The sequence below is a fragment of the Christiangramia fulva genome (assembly GCF_003024155.1).
Taxonomy (GTDB): domain Bacteria; phylum Bacteroidota; class Bacteroidia; order Flavobacteriales; family Flavobacteriaceae; genus Christiangramia; species Christiangramia fulva.
Map to the genome: position 1 here is coordinate 4,031,915 of NZ_CP028136.1, position 20,028 is coordinate 4,051,942.

Annotated in this window: 9 protein-coding genes; 5 read left to right on the top strand and 4 right to left on the bottom strand. The window is 41.6% G+C overall.

Annotated elements, in window-relative coordinates; translation table 11 throughout:
- Window positions 1–120 precede the first annotated feature (120 nt).
- Window positions 121–1,146, bottom strand: coding sequence for a LacI family DNA-binding transcriptional regulator (locus C7S20_RS17980; protein WP_107014314.1), 1,026 nt, complete (start codon window positions 1,144–1,146; stop codon window positions 121–123).
- Window positions 1,147–1,371: 225 nt separating this feature from the next.
- On the opposite strand from C7S20_RS17980, the gene C7S20_RS17985 reads away from it, so the two are divergent.
- The 5 genes from C7S20_RS17985 (at window position 1,372) to C7S20_RS18005 (ending at window position 11,500) form a co-directional block, all read left to right on the top strand.
- Complete coding sequence (locus C7S20_RS17985) at window positions 1,372–4,299, top strand: SusC/RagA family TonB-linked outer membrane protein (RefSeq protein ID WP_107013757.1); 2,928 nt, start codon at window positions 1,372–1,374, stop codon at window positions 4,297–4,299.
- A 26-nt stretch (window positions 4,300–4,325) separates the two neighbouring features.
- Window positions 4,326–5,933, top strand: coding sequence for a RagB/SusD family nutrient uptake outer membrane protein (locus C7S20_RS17990; RefSeq protein ID WP_107014315.1), 1,608 nt, complete (start codon window positions 4,326–4,328; stop codon window positions 5,931–5,933).
- A 17-nt stretch (window positions 5,934–5,950) separates the two neighbouring features.
- Window positions 5,951–7,084 (top strand): SusE domain-containing protein, encoded by a 1,134-nt coding sequence (locus tag C7S20_RS17995; protein WP_107013758.1) that lies wholly within the window; start codon window positions 5,951–5,953, stop codon window positions 7,082–7,084.
- A gap of 65 nt (window positions 7,085–7,149) precedes the next feature.
- A complete protein-coding gene (locus C7S20_RS18000; RefSeq protein ID WP_107014316.1) occupies window positions 7,150–8,601 on the top strand; it encodes an alpha-amylase in 1,452 nt (483 codons plus the stop codon).
- A gap of 343 nt (window positions 8,602–8,944) precedes the next feature.
- Window positions 8,945–11,500 (top strand): adenosylcobalamin-dependent ribonucleoside-diphosphate reductase, encoded by a 2,556-nt coding sequence (locus tag C7S20_RS18005; protein WP_107013759.1) that lies wholly within the window; start codon window positions 8,945–8,947, stop codon window positions 11,498–11,500.
- Window positions 11,501–11,799: 299 nt separating this feature from the next.
- Here the strand turns inward: C7S20_RS18005 and C7S20_RS18010 are convergent, their stop codons facing one another.
- Genes C7S20_RS18010 through lacZ form a run of 3 tightly spaced genes read right to left on the bottom strand, consistent with a single transcriptional unit; the run spans window position 11,800 to window position 19,954 of the window.
- On the bottom strand, window positions 11,800–14,382 hold the full coding sequence (locus C7S20_RS18010) for a cellulase family glycosylhydrolase (RefSeq protein ID WP_107013760.1): 2,583 nt from the start codon (window positions 14,380–14,382) through the stop codon (window positions 11,800–11,802).
- 3 nt (window positions 14,383–14,385) lie between these two features.
- The gene (locus tag C7S20_RS18015; RefSeq protein ID WP_107014317.1) at window positions 14,386–16,770 is read right to left on the bottom strand and encodes a glycoside hydrolase family 2 protein; all 2,385 of its coding nucleotides are present in this window, start codon (window positions 16,768–16,770) and stop codon (window positions 14,386–14,388) included.
- 52 nt (window positions 16,771–16,822) lie between these two features.
- A complete protein-coding gene (lacZ, locus tag C7S20_RS18020) occupies window positions 16,823–19,954 on the bottom strand; it encodes a beta-galactosidase, LacZ type (RefSeq protein ID WP_107014318.1) in 3,132 nt (1,043 codons plus the stop codon).
- Window positions 19,955–20,028 lie beyond the last annotated feature (74 nt).

Genomic DNA, 20,028 nt, shown 5'->3' on the forward strand with positions numbered 1-20,028 from the left:
GTTTTTAATTACGATAAGCCAGAGACTTATCAAAACTTAATAAAGGTAGGAAGTAAAAATATAAGTTCTGATAAATTTCAATTACGACAAATATATAGAAAATTTATTTTGAAGTACCTGTTAGTAGTGTTTTGTTGAATTTCTAACTACTAATTCAGTTTCAACAATTATTGTTTTATAATTTTCAATTTCTTCTACATCACGTTCCAGTTTCTCGATAAGCATACGCGCAGCTTCCTCTCCCATACGTTCTCCATGCTGGCTCACCGTGGTTAAACTGGGAATAAACCTTTTCGAAAGTTCCCCATCAGTGAATCCAATTACAGAAACATCCCCGGGGACTTTTTTTCCATTTTCCTGTAATGCTTTTATAGCAGAAATGGCAAAATGCTCATTCACAGCGAAAACTCCGTCCACATCTTTTCCTTTCAGAAAATTCCCAATTTTCTTTTCACTATCTTCAATTTCTTCAATTTTCAGAATAAGTTCTTCATCTATTGACAGGCCATTTTCTTCCAGGGCCTTTTTATAACCCTGAGTTCTTAGTTTGCCTACGATCACATAATCTACGGTAGAAATAAGCGCTATTTTTTTACAACCTATTTTTATTAGATGCTGTACCGCCTTTTTTGCGCCAATTACATCATCAATAATAACTTTATCGCAGGCAATTTCATCTACCACCCGGTCAAATAGAACCAGCGGCATTCCCTGGTTGATAGCTTCCTCTAAATGGTGATAATCCTGCTTTTGCATGGTTTCTTTGGCCAAAGACATAATAAAACCGTCGGTACTACCATTGGCCAGCATTTCCATATTCAGAACTTCTTTGTCAAATGAGTTACCGGAAAGGCAAACCAAAACGTTATATCCCAGCTCATTAGCGACTTTTTCTACGCCGCTGATTACTGTTGTGAAAAAATGATGGACTATTTCCGGTATAATGATACCTATGGTTTTACTTTTCCTGTTCTTCAGGCTTAGGGCTATATTATTAGGCTTGTAATTATACAATTTAGCGAAAGCCTTGATTTTTTGTCTTGTATCTTCACCAATCTCCTTACTGTCTCTTAAGGCTTTTGAAACAGTAGAAATTGATACGTCAAGTTCTTTTGCTATATGTTTGAGTGTAAGTTTTGGTTTCATTTCTAGTAAGGGATTCTTAATGCAGAGGTACCCTATTAAAGGTATGCGCAAATTTACCATATTTTATTTGGCATGACTTCAATTCTGAAAAGTTTTCAACACGAAAACGTTTGAGTTCCTTTACTGGTGCGGGTTTGTTAAAATTTGGGATGAATTTTACATACATTTAACCTCAAGGAAGTAAAAATATAAGGTTAACTATTAGTAAAAACCAATATAAAATTTATGAGAACTTTATTTAAAAGCACGTTGTACTTGCTATTTCTGCTACCAATGAGCTTTTTCGCCCAAAAGGTGGTGAGCGGTACGGTGACCGAGAGTGCCACCGGCTTGCCCATTCCCGGGGTTAACGTAATTGTAAAAGGGACCTCGAATGGGGCCTCAACCGATTTTGATGGAAACTATACCCTTGAGAATGTTACAAACGGGGATATTCTTGTTTTCTCTTTTCTCGGTTTCAAAACCGAAGAAATACCTTATCAGGGACAATCTACACTTGATGTAACTCTTGATGAAAACCAGGCCACTCTTGATGAGGTGGTATTGATTGGATATGGATCTACTTCTGAACAGAATGCCACAGGAGCAGTTGAGAAGATTTCTCCGGAACAATTTAACCAGGGGGCAGTAGTGTCTCCCCAGGAACTTATCGCCGGTAAATCTGCCGGGGTACAAATCACTCCTCCCGGAGGTGCACCCGGTGAAGGGGGAACCATTCGGATTCGTGGGGGAGCCTCTTTAAGTGGTTCTAACGACCCGCTTATCGTTGTGGATGGTGTGCCATTGGATCAACGTGGCGTTTCTGGCTCGCGAAATGCACTGAACGCGATTAACCCAAACGAAATTGAAGATTTTGTGATTCTTAAAGATGCAGCCGCAACCTCTATTTACGGTTCGCGTGCATCGAACGGGGTAATTCTTATTACTACCAAATCTGGAAAAAAAGACTCCCCTTTTCAGTTTACTTATGATGTTAAAGCATCGGTAGGTAATATTACGGATAAGGTGAATGTACTTTCAGCCGATGAATTCCGAAATATAATCGAATCTACACCGGGAACTAATCCTGACCTTTTGGGCGATACTTCGACTGACTGGCAGGACCAGATCTACCAGACATCTGTAGGTGCAATTCACAACTTTACCGCCACGCAGGGAATTGGGAATTTTTATTATCGCGCCAATTTTAACCACACTCAGCAAACTGGAGTTTTAAAAGGTGATTATTACCAAAGGGATGCGATAAATCTTTCTTTAAACCAGGATCTTTTCGACAACCAGTTAAAATTATCGCTTACTTCAAAAAACAGTCTTGATCAGAATCATTTTGCCGATCGTGGTGCCATTGGTTCTGCGGTAGCTTTCGATCCTACCCAACCCATTTACGATCCTGAGAGTCCTTTTGGAGGTTATTTTGAATTTACGCGCCAAACAAATGGCGGTATTACCCAACAAAACCTGGCGACTCGAAATCCTGTTGCGCTCCTGAATCAATATACCGATGTAAATCAGGTTAGAAGATCGATAACGAATTTAAACGCTGAATTGAAAATGCCGTTTTTACCTGAATTGAAAGCGGTAGTTAATGGCGGTTTTGATTATGCTGAAGCTCACGGACACACTTTCCGGCCATTGGCTTCTGCTGCTAATACCAGTAATATTAACCAGTTCAGCAATTACGTGAATTATAATAGAAACTTACTTCTAGATACTTATCTAAATTATAACAGTGAAATTGCAGCTATTAATACCGAGATAGACGCAACTGCCGGTCATTCTTACCAGGAATTTTTTAGATTTTCTGACAGTTACGGAACGGAACAGGACCAGGAAGTTGATTTTCCTGTTTCCATAGACCGTAATGCCTTGGAATCTTACTTCGGAAGGGTGAGTTTGGACATTAACGATAAATACCTGATCTCTGGTAGTATTCGTGCCGACGGTTCTTCAAGAGTAGCTCCTCAAAACCGATGGGGTTATTTCCCTGCGGCTTCAGTTGGGTGGAAATTGCAGAATGAAGATTTTCTGAAAGATGTAAGCTGGCTCTCCCAATTGAAACTTCGTGGAGGTTATGGGGAAACTGGTAACTATGAAATTGGTGCGAATTACGGCTATTTAGGAATTTATACTCCAAGCGTAGGTGGGGCAAGTTATCAATTTGGTGACCAATTTGTTCCAACTCTGCGTCCTGAGGAATATGACGAAAATCTTAAATGGGAAAGCCTAAGAAACTACAACGCAGGTATCGATTTTGGATTTTTCGATAATCGTTTGAGCGGATCGGTGGATGCTTACTATCGTGAAACCAAAGACCTGATCTCAGTAGTTCCTGTACCTGCAGGTGCTAACCTTTCCGATCAGTTGCTAACCAACGTGGGTACAGCGGTAAGCCGTGGTATAGAAGTCGCACTTAGCGGAGATATTGCCAGATCTGAAGACTTTAACTGGTCCCTTAATTACAACATCACTTTCCAGGATAAGGAGATCACAAAACTTTCTCTAGGTGACAATCCAAATTTCTTTATTCCACAAGGAGGTATTAGCGGGGGTGTAGGGAACACTATTCAGCTCTGGAAAAAAGGATACGACCCCTATACCTTTTTTGTATTCCGTCAGGTCTATGATCAAAACGGAAAGCCAATTGAAGGTGCTTATGTAGATGTAAATGGTGATAACCAGATCACTGAGGCAGACAGACAGCCCTATAAAAAAGCCACTCCAGATTATTTTATGGGGCTCACCAATACCCTGAATTATAAGAATTTTAATTTGAACTTTACCTTCAGAGGAAGCTTTGGAAACTATATTTATAATAATACAGAATCTGCTAACGGATTTGTTGAAGCAGGAACCAATACTCCTTCCGATTATTATTCAAATCTTAATTCTAACGTTTTGGACACAGGTTTCCAGAACAGTCAGTTCTTTTCAGATTACTATATAAGAGGGGCTGATTTCGTAAAACTAGATAATGTAAGTCTTGGATATACTGTTCCTGGAGAAAAAGTAGATTTCAAAATTTCTTTAACAGCCTCGAATGTATTGACCATTACCGATTATGAAGGTCTTGATCCGGAAGTTTTTGGAGGTATCGATAACAACTTCTACCCAAGATCAAGAAGGTTTGTACTTGGCCTTAACTTTACATTTTAATGAACAACAAAAAAATACATATAATCATGTTTAATAGAATAAAATCACTAATGCTGATTTTCTTCAGTCTTCTCACTTTAGGGTCCTGCCAAAAGGATCTGGAGTTGCAGCCTGAAGATAACAGGCAAACTGCAGAAAGTGCTTTTCAGGATCCACAGGCATACAGGCAGTTTCTGGCTAAGTTATATGCCGGGTTTGCAGTAAGCGGACAGGATGGTCCTGCCGGTAATCCTGACCTCACCGGGTTGGATGAAGGTTTCTCCCAGTACATGCGTTTGTATTGGATGATGGAAGAGCTTCCAACTGAAGAGGCAGTGATTGGATGGAATGATGGTACAATTAAAGACCTTCATAACCAAAACTGGACCTCTGGAAATGAATTTATCAGGACCATGTATTCCCGAATCATGTATCAAATCGCACAGGCAAACGAATTCCTTCGCCAAACCAGCCCTGATAAACTGGATTCTCGAGGAGTAGACAGCAGTTTGCAAGCGGAAATTAAGACCTACAGGGCTGAGGCGCGCTTTCTTAGGGCACTTAGTTACTGGCATGCTCTGGACCTATTTGGGAATCCGCCTTTTGTAACCGAAGAGGATGCGCCAGGTGCCTACCTTCCAGAGCAGATATCAAGTGCCGAGTTATTCGACTATATCGAAAGCGAATTATTGGCTATTGAAGGAGATTTGAAAGATCCAATGGCCAATGAATATGGAAGAGCCGATAAAGGTGCCGCATGGATGCTCCTTGCAAACCTTTATCTGAATTCTGAAAAGTACAATGGTACAGACCATTACGCTGATGTGATTACTTATACTACAAAAGTAATTGATGCCGGTTATAGCCTGGTAGACGATTACCAGAAATTATTTCTGGCCGATAACAACACGAATGGTGCCCAGAAAGAGATTATTTTCCCAATAACCTATGATGGCATTAACACCCAGTCATACGGCGGAATGACTTTTATTATTCATGCCGCAGTGGGTGGAGAAATGGATCCCGATAACTTCGGAATCAATGGCGGATGGGCAGGTTTGAGAACAACCTCTGCTCTTGTAAATAAATTTCTTGATGATAACGACAATTCTATCGAAGAAGTTGACGACGAACGAGCCATGTTTTTTACAGAAGGGCAAACCAAAGAAATTAATGATATTTCAAATTTCAATGATGGATATGCAGTAACCAAGTATAAAAATGTTGATTCCATGGGTAATGCCGGCAGTGACCCAACAGGAGATTTTCCGGATACCGATTTCCCAATGTTCCGTCTAGGAGATACTTACTTAATGTATGCAGAAGCCATTCTTAGAACTAATGGAGATAAAACTAAAGCTGTTACTTATATAAATAAATTACGAGAAAGAGCTTATGGTGATGACAGTGCAAATATTACCGCTTCTGACCTTACACTTGATTTCATTCTTGCTGAAAGAGCCCGAGAACTATATTGGGAAGCGCATAGAAGAACTGATCTAATACGCTTCGATCAATTTTCAAATCACGGTGTATGGCCATGGAAAGGCGGTGTACCACAGGGATCGACCACTGAAGCTTTTAGAGATCTTATGCCAATTCCAGCCTCCGATCTAGGAGTAAATACCAATTTAGAACAAAACCCAGGATATTAATATTATAACTGAATAAAATGAAAAAGATTTCAATTTTCTTACTAACGATAATAGCCGTTATAGGATTTAGTTCCTGTACGCATGATGATGATGTAGTATTCATTGCCCAGCCCGATGTGGAAGGGATTATGTTTATGAATAATTTTTCCGAAAATTATGTGTTAACCGCTGCCACTTCCAATAATCTTGCTGAAAGATTCATTTGGAATGAGGTAGATTTCGGCACACCAACTACGGTAACTTATGAGCTTCAGGCTTCAACCTCATCAGATTTCTCAAGCTTTGATGTCATTGGGGCCACTGGAAAAACTAATCTTGGAGTCTCGGTAAGTCAGATGATGAACCTTGCGGCAGATGCTGGCTTGGACAACGATCCTTCCACAGATGCTCCAAGTTCCGGAACTTTGTATTTCAGAGTTGTTGGATATCCTGGAACCGATGCCAACAGTGAACTTGCTGTGACCTCAGAAATCCAATCCCTAAAGGTTACTCTACCGGAAGCTGCAGAAGAAGAATTGCCAAAATTATACGTCACTGGAAATTTTGTTTCTGCAAGTGGATATGGAAATGACTGGACTCCGGAAGATGGTATCCCTATTGCCGCTTCGGCTGCTGGGAAAACAGATTACGAAGGATTTATTTATATGAACGTGGACGCGCCAGAATATAAATTTCTGCCTACCAATACCGGCTGGGATGGAGATTACGGCGATGCAGGAGCTGAAAATGGATCATATACTGAAACCCTTCTTCAGGAAGGCGAGGTTAATGCGGGAACTCCTGATGGAACAGGCGGATATTTCCTTGTGAAAGCTGATACTGAAGCTCTTACGTATTCACTTACTGAAACCAACTGGGGTGTAATTGGAAATGCCACTCCTACTGGTTGGGATTCCGATACCAATATGGTTTACGATGCCGATAATCATGTTTGGACCCTAACCCTGGACCTAACTGCACAGTCCGCTCCTGATAACGGAATTAAATTCCGTGCCAATGATGCCTGGGATCTCAATCTTGGAGATACTGATGCAGATGGCACTCTGGAATTCGGTGGTGATAATATAGGAGTTCCTGAAGATGGAAACTATACCATTACACTGGATTTAAGCAATCCGAGAATGTACACTTATACTTTGACTAAAAATTAGAGATTTGTTCTCGAAATAAAGGGGGCTTTTTGAGCCCCCTTTTTAAATTAAATCAGATTCTTTTCATGAAAAAAATTAATATCATCTTCGTCTTTTTGCTAGGGATCCTTTTATTTTCCTGTTCGAAAGACAACAGCAACGAAACCCAAAATCCGCCCGGGGATGGTTCAGGCACCCAGCAGCCACAACCCGAACCTGAAGAACCGAAGGCCATAGATCTTTCCGCATACGATAATGGGAATGGTGTTATGATGCAGGCATTTTACTGGGATGTTGAACCACGTTTTGAATGGTGGGATAACCTGGCCGAAAAAGTTCCCGGCTGGGCGGAGGCAGGAATTAACCGTATCTGGTTACCACCGGCTTCTAAAGGCCAGTCAGGCGGTTATTCGATGGGTTATGATCCTTCTGATTATTATGATTTTGGCAACTATTTTCAACACGAAACCACTGAAACACGTTTCGGATCCCGCGAAGAGCTGGAGAATCTTATTCAAACTGCTCATAATAATGATATAGAAGTGATTGCCGATATCGTGATCAACCACAACTCTGGTGGAGGCCTGGAATACAACCCTTACCGGGGCTATGAAACCTATACTCTTTTCGACGAGGAACATGGAAATGCTTCAGGAATGTTTAATAGAAATTATGAAGATTTCTATCCTAATAGCGTAAGCCAGTACGATCCGGGAAGCCTTTTTTATGCTGAAACCAACCTGGATCATCATAGAGAACATGTGCAGGACTGGCTTTGGAAAAAAGACAATTCTGTAGCTAAATATTATAAAAATGTGATGGGCTTTGACGGCTGGCGTTTTGATTATGTACTTGGTTATGAGCCCTGGGTGGTAAAAGACTGGCTTGATGAAGTTGGCGGATTTTCTGTTGCGGAACTCTGGGATGGAAATGCGAATATTTTGGCAAATTACGTGGAGGAAACAGGTAGCCGCGTTTTCGACTTTGCCGAATTTTATCGTCTGGAAGAAGGACTTGATCGAAATCATGATCTTAATTCATTTAAAGGAGGGGCTCTATGGAAAACTTATCCTGAAAAGGCGGTGACATTTACCGCAAATCATGATACCGAAAAAGATCCCAATCAAGATAATTTCATTTCTGCTGAAAATAAAATGAAAGCCTATGCCTTCATTCTTACCCATCCAGGTTACCCAACTATTTTTTATTCCGATTATGAAAACACCAGTTTTCAGGACGAAATAAAAAATCTTATCAAAATTCACAACAGCATAGCAACAGGAAGTTTAGAAGTACTTTATGTTGATGACGATGAATATGTAATGAAAAGAAATGGAACAGGTACAAACCCCGGATTAATTCTTTATATTAGCATCAGCAACAGTACAAAAAGACGTTCTGTTAGTTCAAACTGGAAAAATGTGACTTTGATGGATTATTCCGATCATTCGACATATCACCCTACCTCCGATGAAAATGGGGCGGTGACCATAGAAGCTCCGGCCAATGGATATACTATATGGTCTATTACGGAATAAACGCTTTTTTTATTTGAATTTTCATAGGTGTTAATTCAAGAAGGCTCCGCCGATGGCGGAGCCTCTTTTTTTGCCCCTGCCGTTAGTAAAAATATCCTTTTTCCAGGTTCCTACCCTGCTTCATTGAGGGGTAAAAATTTTTATTCAATTTCAAAAGAGGAAAACATTAGTTTTCAGAATTTGTCAACTTTTTACGGTTAATAAATTTTTAGAATGTTGTTTATCAGCTAATTAACACTTTTCTTTTGATAACTTTTTCTAAATGATTTGTTAATTGTTTCATTTCTTTGCGTAGCTTTATACTGCTCTGAAACCTAATTTTCAACCTAAAAATCTAATTTATATGCCTGTACAAGAGAAACCAGTCGTTCCAAAGTCGTATACCCAGGAACAGGCTTATGAAGCTTCCCTAAAATATTTCAAAGGCGACGATCTTGCCGCCAGAGTTTGGGTGAACAAGTATGCCCTTAAAGATTCGAATGGGAACCTTTATGAATGCACTCCCGATGATATGCATCGACGTATCGCCAAAGAAATTGCCCGGATCGAGAAAAAATATCCTAATCCGATGAGTGAGGATGAAGTTTTTGAACTCATCAGAAACTTTAAATATATCGTTCCGCAGGGAAGCCCTATGGCGGGAATTGGGAATCCGTACCAGGTAGGCTCTCTTTCCAATTGCTTTGTGATCGGAAATGATGGTGATTCCGATTCTTACGGGGGTATCATGAAGATCGACCAGGAACAGGTACAATTAATGAAACGCCGCGGCGGAGTTGGCCATGACCTTTCTCACATCAGGCCAAAAGGTTCACCCGTTAAAAATTCGGCCCTCACCTCTACCGGTATTGTTCCTTTTATGGAACGTTTTTCCAATTCTACCCGTGAAGTGGCACAGGACGGGCGTCGGGGAGCTTTAATGCTTTCCGTATCAATCAATCATCCCGATGCCGAAGATTTTATCGATGCCAAAATGGAACAGGGAAAAGTCACAGGCGCCAATGTTTCGGTCAGGATCGATGACAACTTTATGAAAGCCGTGAAAAATCACGGTAGGTATACTCAAAAATATCCGGTTTTCAGTAGTAATCCGAAATACTCGAAAGAGATTGAAGCTGAAAAGCTATGGAAAAAGATCGTTCACAATGCTTGGAAATCGGCTGAACCCGGAATCCTCTTCTGGGATACCGTTATAAACGAGTCGGTGCCCGATTGTTATGCAGATCTTGGCTATAAAACGGTTTCTACCAATCCCTGCGGAGAGATACCGCTGTGCCCGTATGACTCCTGCCGATTGCTTGCCATCAATCTTTTTTCTTACGTGGAAGAACCCTTTACCGAAAAAGCAAGTTTCAATTATGAGCTTTTCAGGAAGCATGTGGGTAAAGCTCAACGGATCATGGATGATATTATCGACCTGGAACTAGAGAAAATCGATAATATTCTGGCAAAGATCGATGCCGATCCTGAAAGCGAGGAAATAAAAGGAGTTGAAAAAAATCTATGGCTAAACATTCGCAAAAAAGCTTATGAAGGACGTAGAACGGGGATTGGTATCACCGCCGAAGGAGATATGCTTGCCGCAATGGGAATTCGTTACGGCAGTAAAGAAGGAATCGATTTTTCAGTAGATATTCATAAACATATCGCTTTGGCTGCATACAGAGCTTCGGTTGACACGGCTAAAGAAAGAGGTCCTTTCTCCATTTTTGAATCAGATCGCGAGAAAGACAATCCGTTCATTCTCCGTTTAAAAGACGAAGATGAAAAGCTGTATTATGATATGCTCGAGCACGGAAGAAGAAATATTGCTCTTTTAACCATCGCTCCTACCGGCACTACCAGTTTGATGACGCAAACAACTTCCGGAATTGAACCTGTATTCCTTCCTGTCTATAAAAGAAGGAGAAAAGTGAATCCCGGCGATAAAAATGCCCGTGTTGATTTTGTTGATGAAGTGGGCGATTCATGGGAAGAATACGTGGTTTTTCATCATCGTTTCAAACAATGGATGCAGATTAACGGGTATGATACCAACAAAAACTATACGCAGGAAGAGCTTGATAAACTGGTGAAAAAGTCTCCTTATTACCAGGCAACTTCGAACGATGTGGACTGGCTCAGCAAGGTAAAAATGCAGGGAGCTGTTCAAAAATGGATAGATCATTCCATCAGTGTGACCATTAACCTTCCAGCCGATGTCAATGAAGATCTCGTGGGGAAACTTTACCTCGAAGCATGGGAAGCAGGTTGTAAAGGAGTGACCGTATACCGCGACGGATCCAGGTCGGGTGTTCTTATTTCAAATGAAGAAAAGAAAGAAGAAAAAGAAGAATCGACCCCTGGAGCATTTCCGTTGAAACGTCCACAAACACTGACGGCAGATGTTGTTCGTTTTCAGAATAATAAAGACAAATGGATCGCCTTTATCGGACTCGTAGACGGAAGACCTTACGAGATCTTTACAGGATATGCCGATGATGAGGAGGGAATATTAATTCCGCGTTGGGTAAATGAAGGACTTATCATCAAAAATTATGATGAAGAAGGAAATTCTCGTTATGACTTTCAATACGAGAACAAGAGAGGCTATAAAACCACTATCGAGGGACTCTCTCATAAGTTCAACCCCGAATACTGGAACTATGCGAAACTGATCTCCAGTACCCTGCGCCACGGAATGTCTATCGATAAAGTGGTAGATCTTATCAACAGCCTGCAGCTGGATAGCGAGTCTATCAACACCTGGAAAAATGGTGTCGTGAGAGCTTTAAAACGCTATATCGCTGATGGAACTGTAGCCAGAAAAGAAAAATGCAGTAATTGTAATTCCTCAAATCTAATTTATCAGGAAGGATGCTTAACCTGTAAGGACTGTGGTTCTTCTAAATGTGGTTAATTTTCTGTTATACTGCAAAAAAATGCCTCCGATATGCGGGGGCATTTTTTGTTTGTAAGATAAAGTTAAGTTTAGAACAAAGAGAAGCTGAAACAAGTTCAGCTTGACGAACAAGCAAAAAATCTAAAAGCTTCATTTTTAAGCACTTTGCTTCTAATTAAAGATGGAGAGTGCTTCACTGCACTTAAAATGACGTAATTAATTGAACTTATCGTAACTGCGAGACTGCCTGCCGGTAAATATTCAGCGGATATTCCAAAGCTTATCGCTTGAAATTTTCCATTATCCATTGTCAATTATCAATTGATATATAGGCTTCTAATCCCAATTGCATGAGGTTGCTGTAATTGATCTTTAGATATTCCCGGCCCTATTGAAAACTGCACCGCTTCCACATCTTGCATTTTCAAATGAGACTCATTGGAATGTTCAAAATAGTAAGGAAGAAATCCGGGATAAGGTCTTGGCAGAGTAACCGTTTTCACGGGTTTTAATTCTGATAAAGGAATGGTAATTTCTTCAATTTCGGGCGAAAGTTCGACCACAGTTCCAAAAGCAGCACCGTTTTTCATTACCAGTGCTACCTGTAGTTTTTCGGTTTTATCGCCAAGAGCCCGTGCTTTTAATACAAGCTCATTTTTCGATGTGAGTGACCGGTTTAAAGTCTTTTCGGAAAAATTATAGCGGAAGGAATAATCATAGACAGGTTCAGCATTTTTATTCTCTATGTCTTCCATAAACAGCTTTTCAAGCTTCACCTGGAATTCAGCTTCATTCCCCGGAATCGGTACCACTTCATTTTCCGGTCTCCATTCCCGTACCATTTTATCAGAATCGGTAGCGGCATTAAAAAGATAAATCGGGGAACCAACTTTCATAATTTTGGTTTGATATTCTTCGGAAGAATGAAAATCCCAGTCGGCAGGACTGCCAGCTACTCCACCCGGAAATGTAAATTTACCACCCTTTGTTGTAACAATGATCCTGTAATTCATGAAGCCATTATTAAGCAGTTTCTGCGGCACTTTAGCTGAATAATCGTAGTTATTTTTTGCCTCCAGCTCTACAGAATCATACATATTTCCGTTTTGAAGCCATACCTCCACTTTTTCCACCTCTTCATTAGAAACTACGGTGGCATTAAGTTCAATTTCCCGGCCTGCTTCGGAAGTTTTTAAAGGCTCATGAACCAGGTAGGTTTTATCCACGGTGTTTTCTTTTGCGACAAATTCATCGATTTTAAACCGATGGTTTTCATTAAAATCTAAATCTTTAAAAGTTGCTCCTGGATTTTTCAGGATATATACCCCCGGGCTTATTGAAAAACTTAAGCCCGTAGCTGTGTCTATAAAATCATTCCCTTTATTGATCCCATTTATCATAAAATTTTCATGAAGATCGGGCAGTTTGACATTCATTTCATTCGATTTCCAGCTGATTACTGCCACTGTTTTATCCAGACTGTTTTTCCCAAATGGATTTTTAACAATAACCGGATCGGGCATCACCTCCAGCCTCCAGACTCCTTTTTTGATCTTATCCAGGAAATAAGCTCCTTTGCCTTCATATTTAACAATCTGCGAACTGCCATGGCCGGCGATCCCTTTCAGCTTCTTTAAATTTTTGGGCTGCTCATCATTTGAATTAGTGTAAATGAACTTTTCTTCAGAATTGTAGGTCGCGACATCACCTTCGTAACTAATCTTAAAATCTCCGAATTCAAGGTTATCGGGATATTCACCAAAATCTGAATACATTGGAATCTTATGAAAAATTTCCGAGGCGATCATAAGCCCAAGGGCTTTATGCGGCACGTAATTTAAGTTCATATAATGAGTATTATACTCGGTGTTGGCATAGGCCAGGAAAGTAGGATCGTAAGCGAAATGAGTCGCCAGTTGTATTCCCGCCGTTCTAAAACTTCTGGCAATCGCGGGATAAATATAGGATTTCAGCACATCAGCCGCATCGAATTCATATACAATTTTAGCCGCATGGTGTTCTTTGATCACGTCTTCAAAGGGAATATGATAGTCATTTACGTTTGGCAAGAGATTTCCTTCCAGCTCTTTTCCAAAACCAAGGCCGGTAGGATACCACTGGAAGGTTCCTCCATCGATTCCGGCATCAAAATACGCGTCGGCCAAATGGATGCTATGGCTCACATTATAGAAAATTGGCTTTTTCGCGCCGGTCTTCTGGATTGCATTCACCATTTTTCGGATAAATTCAGTAACCTGAGCCTTAGTTCCGCGATGATGCGGTTCATTGCTTATTTCTACAGCGATAAGGTTGGGCTCATTCTTATAAGCGACCCCGGTATACTTGTTCACGTGGTTCATGAACTGTGTGAGGTAATTCTGCTGGGCCTTGATGGCATCGGGATCGGTAAGGCTTTTTTCTTTTCCGTATTTATCAGAAAAACCCGGAGTATCCTCATCGGGTTCGGGCCAACCGTTTCCCCAGTATGCAATTGGAGTAAGCACAAAATTTATTCCCCGGTCCTTTAACTGTTTCAGCAGATAATCGAAAATATCCAGGTGTTCATTTTCCAGCAGATTTCCCTGTTCGTCGCTGATCTCGGTATCCCAAACATGAATGCGGTACAGATCAAATCCGAGACGGGTAAAATGATAAATATCCTTATCGATCTCTTTTTTGATATCGATATCTTTTTTCTGTGCCAAACGATAAGCATGCGCAAAGGGAGCGGTATAGTTCACTCCAAAACCATGTATTTCCTCCTTATTGGCTTTCCATCGAATGATTCCATTTTGATCTACATACGCATTGCCTTGATTATTTTGGGCATATTGCTTTGTGGCTAACAGCAAAACCAAGAGCGGCAAAAACAGCTGCAACTGTCGGAAAATGGATTTCATTTTTTAAGGATTTTCGATGGTTATTTCAGTTTCTTCCAGGCCAGGGGAACTGGCTTTTATCTTCAAAGGATGCAGGAAATTTTCGGTACGCAGCAGAATAGTCGCAATTCCGGCCTCGGCTTTAATCGCTGCCGGACCTACGATCTCTGCATTTTTTGGAGCAGCTTCCAGGCTGAATTTAATTTTATTGGTGGCCGTTGGCACCACTGTACCATTTTTGTCAACCACCTGTGCATACACAAAGATCACATCTGGAGTATTTAGAGCAATGTTTTTTCCGGAAAAATCGGCATTCAATTTAAGAGCTACAGGCTCTTCGGGGGTCTGCACCACCTGTGAAGCTACCTCCTCTCCATCGATATAACCCACCGCTTTCAGCGTCCCCGGCTCAAATTGGTCAGGATGAAAAGTGAAGGGCGGAAACGGAAGTTCGTCAGAAATGATGTTTTCATCGGCTCTCTTCCTCGCTACTAATTTGCCGTTCAGGAAAAGTGCAACTTCTTCGGTATTGCTAAAAACCTTCACATCCTTAGAAGAACCGGCCGTCCAGAAATTGGCTATAAAGACCATGGGATCGGAAAAGGCATCGGTAAACGGCCCCTCCTGGCTCTGGTAAAAATAATAGCTGAATTTTGGGATTCTGAAGATATCTGCAATTCCCGAAGACTCAAGATCTGGGCTGTAGCCGCGATTATAGTCGAACATAAGCCAATTCGCCTGGCCCACGGTGTGAGGCCCCTTGAGATTTGAATTGAAAGCCTCCTGAAAATTAAGCGCCTGTTGCAGCATTCCCGCTTCCCCGGCACTGCGTAGCTGCCGGCTTGATCGCTCCTCTTCCCGCAGGTCGCTGAAGGCTTTCTGATTGAAACCGGCATTTTGCGCGTAATATTCCCAATCCCCGTATTCAGCAATAAACAGTGGCCGCTGTTTCTCGTAGTGGTTCCAGTAAAACGGAGGTTTCGCATGCTGCCTGGCGGGAATATAGAGATCATAGGCAGGATCATCAATCCAGCCGGCGCTGTAGGTATCCTCATAAGGCAGCTCGGCCTTGAGGGTCGCATTGGCCTTTTTCATATATTCTTTAGACATTCCGGATTCATTCAGCGAATTCTCCCAGAAGATCACGCTAGGATGATTCCTGTCCCGACGGGCCATATCCCGGATATTCTGAAGGGAATTCTGCACAAATTCCTCATTTCCGAAGAACTGCCAGCCGGGAATAGCATCCATCACCATAATTCCCAATTCATCACAGGCCGCCAGAAAAGCCGGCGACTGTGGATAATGAGAGAGCCGCACAAAATCGAAACCGGCTTCCTTGATCTTATACGCATCGCGATACTGGGCTTCATCAGAAAGCGCATAGCCAATGTATGGATATTCCTGGTGGCGGTTGGTGCCATTGATAAAATGCTTCTTGCCATTGAGGTAAAAAGCGGTATCGGTGAGCCGGATATCTCTTATGCCAGTCTTTATTTCTTCGGAATCGACCAATTCCCCATCGGCGATCACTTCTACCTTTAGCCGGTACAGCTTTGGATCGGACGGGGACCATAATTGCGGATTTTTAATACTGATCTCTTTTGAGACCGAAATAGCCTCTTCAGCTCCTGCTTCAGCTTCAGAAGAAAGGAATTCATGTCGCTTTTCCTCTTCATCGGTAAAAACAACACGCAATTGAATCTGCTTATTTTCAGAAGTCTCGTTGCGGATTTGCGTTTTTACTAATCCGCGGGCCACCTCTTCAGAAATCGAGTCGAAATGCACCAGGATGCCACCGCCATTGACCTGATTGGCACGCACAGCATCGGTAATATAGACGGGATTGGTCTTGATGAGCCATACGTTCCGGTAAATTCCGCCGTAGTAGTTAAAATCGAGATTTTCCAACGCCTTTCCCGGTGGGATCTCAAAATCATCAAGGTTGCTAACTTCAACGCGGATGGTGTTTTCACGGCCTTCCTTCAGGAATGGAGTTGCATCAACGGTGAATGGAAGATAGCCGCCTTTGTGCACCATCACCACCGAATCGTTGATCGACACCTTCGCCTCCTGCATCACACCTTCAAAATGAAAGAACCATTTTCGCCCTTCCAGTGATGGCACCTGGAATTTTTTGCGGTAGATGGCCTTCCCCTGCCACTGCTCTTTCACCACCAGGGGCTCAGTTTTCATGGAATGGGGAATATTGACGGTCTCCCAGCTCTCATCTGCGGCATTATCTGCCAAACGTCGAAATTCCCAGTTTCTGCCGAAGTTCTGCTTTACACGAGTTTCTGTTATGCGGCTGTCGCTCTCAATTCCAGATTTGCAGGAATACAAAGCAAAGCCAAAAAGAAAGGCCATAATAAGGGCCTTTCCGTAGGAATTTAATTCCCGCTTTTTCATTGTTTCAAATTTAAAAATCATAGCAAAGTTGATGCAATTTACATTTTATCACTTAATCGGCCGTTACAGGCTTAATCAAGAAACTATAACTATAATCGCCCGGCTTTAGCTGGTATTTTTCATAGGTTCGGGCGCCCCAGCTGTTATCACCTCCAACTCCGGTTTGCCCGTAATCAATATTGAGGCTTACCAGGTCACGTGGCTTAATGTCATTGGTATGGCGCTGCTGCTTCTTTTCACCGGGATCAAAATCTGACATGTAATTGTGATGCGCACTAAAAGAAATGAGCGGCATGCCAATGAATTTTAGTCCGTTTCCACTGTCATTGGTTAGTTCTACCCAGCGATTTTCGGTTCGGTATCCATTTTCCTGCGGACGATTGTAAGGAAAATACAGATCGTTTACCGAAGCCTCATAAACACCTACAAAAGCAGATTGTTTCCGGTCCCGATAATTTTCCTGCGGACCCCTGCCGTACCATTTCACCTGGTCGAATTCGTCAGGAAGGATCATATTCATTCCGAAACGTGGTAGTTCAGACACCTCTTCTTTTTTGCCTCCAAAATCAAAGCTGTTGTTCACCAAAATACTTCCGTCAGCACTCACCGTATATTCGGAAGTGTAAGTAGAATTGACTGCCGGAATACTGTATTTGAACTCGACTGTCACAGCTTTTTTGTTTTTTGAGGTAACTTCAGCCGAAGTCAGGTTGTAATTTTCAGAAGCCTCCTTCCACATGCGGCCTCGTTGAGGAAGTCCGTTTCCAAAATCATTATCGGTAGGCGCCCTCCAGAAATTTATCTTTGGCCCTTTCTTCAAAAGTTCCTTGCCGTTAAAAGTATAGGAAGAGATTTGACCCTGATTTTTGTCGAATTTCACCTGTACCTGATCGTTATGAATTAAAATCTCTCCACTGGACTTTTTGACCTTCAGTCTGCCAAAATCGGATGTTTGTACCGCAACTTTCGGTTCACCTTTTTTAAGCTGAAACTGCTTTTTAGCAATAAGATGATTCGCCGGAACAAGATTTTCCTTCTGTTTCGTTTTTACATAGAAATTAATGAAATATTCAGCCGAAGGATCATAGGAAAGATCGACATTTTCAATTTTGAAACTCAGAGAATCCTGTGGTGCTAAATCAAATGGTTCTAATTCGCCCTTTTTGAGGGTCTTCCCATTTTCAAGAATTTCGTAGCTGAAATCATATTTGTCGAGATTAGTAAAGAAAAACCTGTTCTTCACACGGAATTCAAGTGCCGTGGAATCAAGCAAGTCAAAATCGACATTCTGATAGACATACTTTACCTCCTCTAGTGCCGGATGCGGAGAGCGGTCGGGATTTACCAACCCATTCATTACAAAATTGCCATCATTGTGATAGCGTTTTGGAGCAAAATCACCTCCGTAAGCCCAGTATTTGGTTCCGCTACTGTCGGTTTTTACAAGCCCCTGGTCCACCCAATCCCAAATGAAGCCACCCTGCAGTTGGTCATGAGAATAAACATAATTCCACAAATCGATAAGGTTTCCACTGCTGTTACCCATGGCGTGGGCATATTCCACCCAAATGAACGGGCGTTCGGGATAATGACCCAGGTAATACTTCTCAATACTTTCGAGAGGTGCATACATCCAGGCAATAATGTCAGTGTGCAGTTCCTGGAAATGCTCACCGCGCTCGGCCCTTTCGTATTGAACAGGACGCGTAGCATCTTTTTGCTTTATCCAGTGATAATTATCGACAAAAGCAGGTCCGTCACCGGCCTCATTTCCCATGGACCAGATGATCACCGAAGGATGATTCTTATCCCTCTCCACCATTCTTTTGATCCTGTCATGATGCATTTTGGCAAATTCGGATTTATTGGCAGGAGTTTTATCTTCATCATAGCCGAAACCATGGCTTTCAATATTGGCCTCATCTACAACATACAGTCCATATTTATCAGTTAAATCATACCAGTAAGGATCATCTGGATAGTGAGAAGTTCGCACAGCATTGATGTTGTTTTTCTTCATAAGGGCAATATCCTGCTCCATCAGTTCTTTTGAAATTACATGGCCTTTATTCTCATCATGCTCATGCCTATTTACTCCTTTGATCAAAATGGGTTTTCCGTTCACAAGGAGATTTCCTCCCTTTACTTCCACTGTTCTAAAACCAATTTCTGTAGCTGTAGCCATCTTGCTTTCTCCTTCTTTAGAAAGACTGATTGTGGCCGTATACAAATTGGGGGTTTCTGCACTCCATTTTTTCACTTCCGGGATATTTGCTGAAAACTGAACAGAATCTATAACCTCGCCACTTAGTTTTACTGTTTTTTCATCCTGAAAAATTACATTTTCACCGTCCCAGATCTTCAGATCAACTTTATAATCGCCTTTTTTCTTTTCAGGATTTTCTAAAAAAACCGTTCCGGAAAAAAGACCATTTTCAAATGATTCATCCAAAGATGCCTTCAGGAAAAAATCCTGAATGCTCACTTTCGGTTTCGCAAAAAGATAGACGTCGCGCTCAATTCCGCTAAGGCGCCAGAAATCCTGATCTTGTAAATAACTGGCATCGCTCCACCTGTAAACCTCAACGGCAACCTCATTTTTACCTTCTTTCAGATAAGGTGTAATATTGAATTCTGCAGGCGTTTTCGCTCCTTCCTTATATCCCACTTTTTCTCCGTTTACCCATACATAAAAGGCGCTGTTCACGCCGCCGAAGTGCAGGAAGATTTCTTTTCCATTCCAGGTGGAAGGTACCTCGAAATCTCTTTTATAAGAACCAACGGGATTATAGGAATTATCGACATATGGCGGATTCTTCGGAAAAGGATACTCAATATTGGTGTACAAAGGAAAATCATAACCCTGCAGCTGCCAGTCTCCCGGAACTTCAATTTTATCCCAGCTGCTGGTATTATAATCGGTTTGATAAAAATTTTCCGGACGCTGATTAGGGGTTTCTGAAAAATGGAATTTCCAGGTGCCGTTCAGGTTTTCGTAATTTCCAGAAGATTCATAATTCCCTTTTTTTGCTTGCGTTTCTGAATCATAGACATGAAAAGTGGCATGCGGTTCTTCAGTATTTTTGGAAACTACCTGGAGATCTTCCCATTCTGGCGAAGCTTGTTGGGCGTCAACGCTAAGGACACACAAAAATACTAACAGAGAAAAAGTTTTTACTTCCATTGTTGGAGGCTTTAGGTAAGTAATCATTTATAGTTGCGAATTGTAAATAAATTTCTTTTTTTGACCGAAGTACT

Bases quoted from the DNA above. Each gene is read 5' to 3' on its own strand.
- C7S20_RS17995 (WP_107013758.1), top strand. From the start codon at position 5,951: ATGAAAAAGATTTCAATTTTCTTACTAACGATAATAGCCGTTATAGGA.
- C7S20_RS17985 (WP_107013757.1), top strand. From the start codon at position 1,372: ATGAGAACTTTATTTAAAAGCACGTTGTACTTGCTATTTCTGCTACCA.
- C7S20_RS18015 (WP_107014317.1), bottom strand. From the start codon at position 16,770: ATGAAAAAGCGGGAATTAAATTCCTACGGAAAGGCCCTTATTATGGCC.
- C7S20_RS17990 (WP_107014315.1), top strand. From the start codon at position 4,326: ATGTTTAATAGAATAAAATCACTAATGCTGATTTTCTTCAGTCTTCTC.
- C7S20_RS18000 (WP_107014316.1), top strand. From the start codon at position 7,150: ATGAAAAAAATTAATATCATCTTCGTCTTTTTGCTAGGGATCCTTTTA.
- lacZ (WP_107014318.1), bottom strand. From the start codon at position 19,954: ATGGAAGTAAAAACTTTTTCTCTGTTAGTATTTTTGTGTGTCCTTAGC.
- C7S20_RS18005 (WP_107013759.1), top strand. From the start codon at position 8,945: ATGCCTGTACAAGAGAAACCAGTCGTTCCAAAGTCGTATACCCAGGAA.
- C7S20_RS18010 (WP_107013760.1), bottom strand. From the start codon at position 14,382: ATGAAATCCATTTTCCGACAGTTGCAGCTGTTTTTGCCGCTCTTGGTT.
- C7S20_RS17980 (WP_107014314.1), bottom strand. From the start codon at position 1,146: ATGAAACCAAAACTTACACTCAAACATATAGCAAAAGAACTTGACGTA.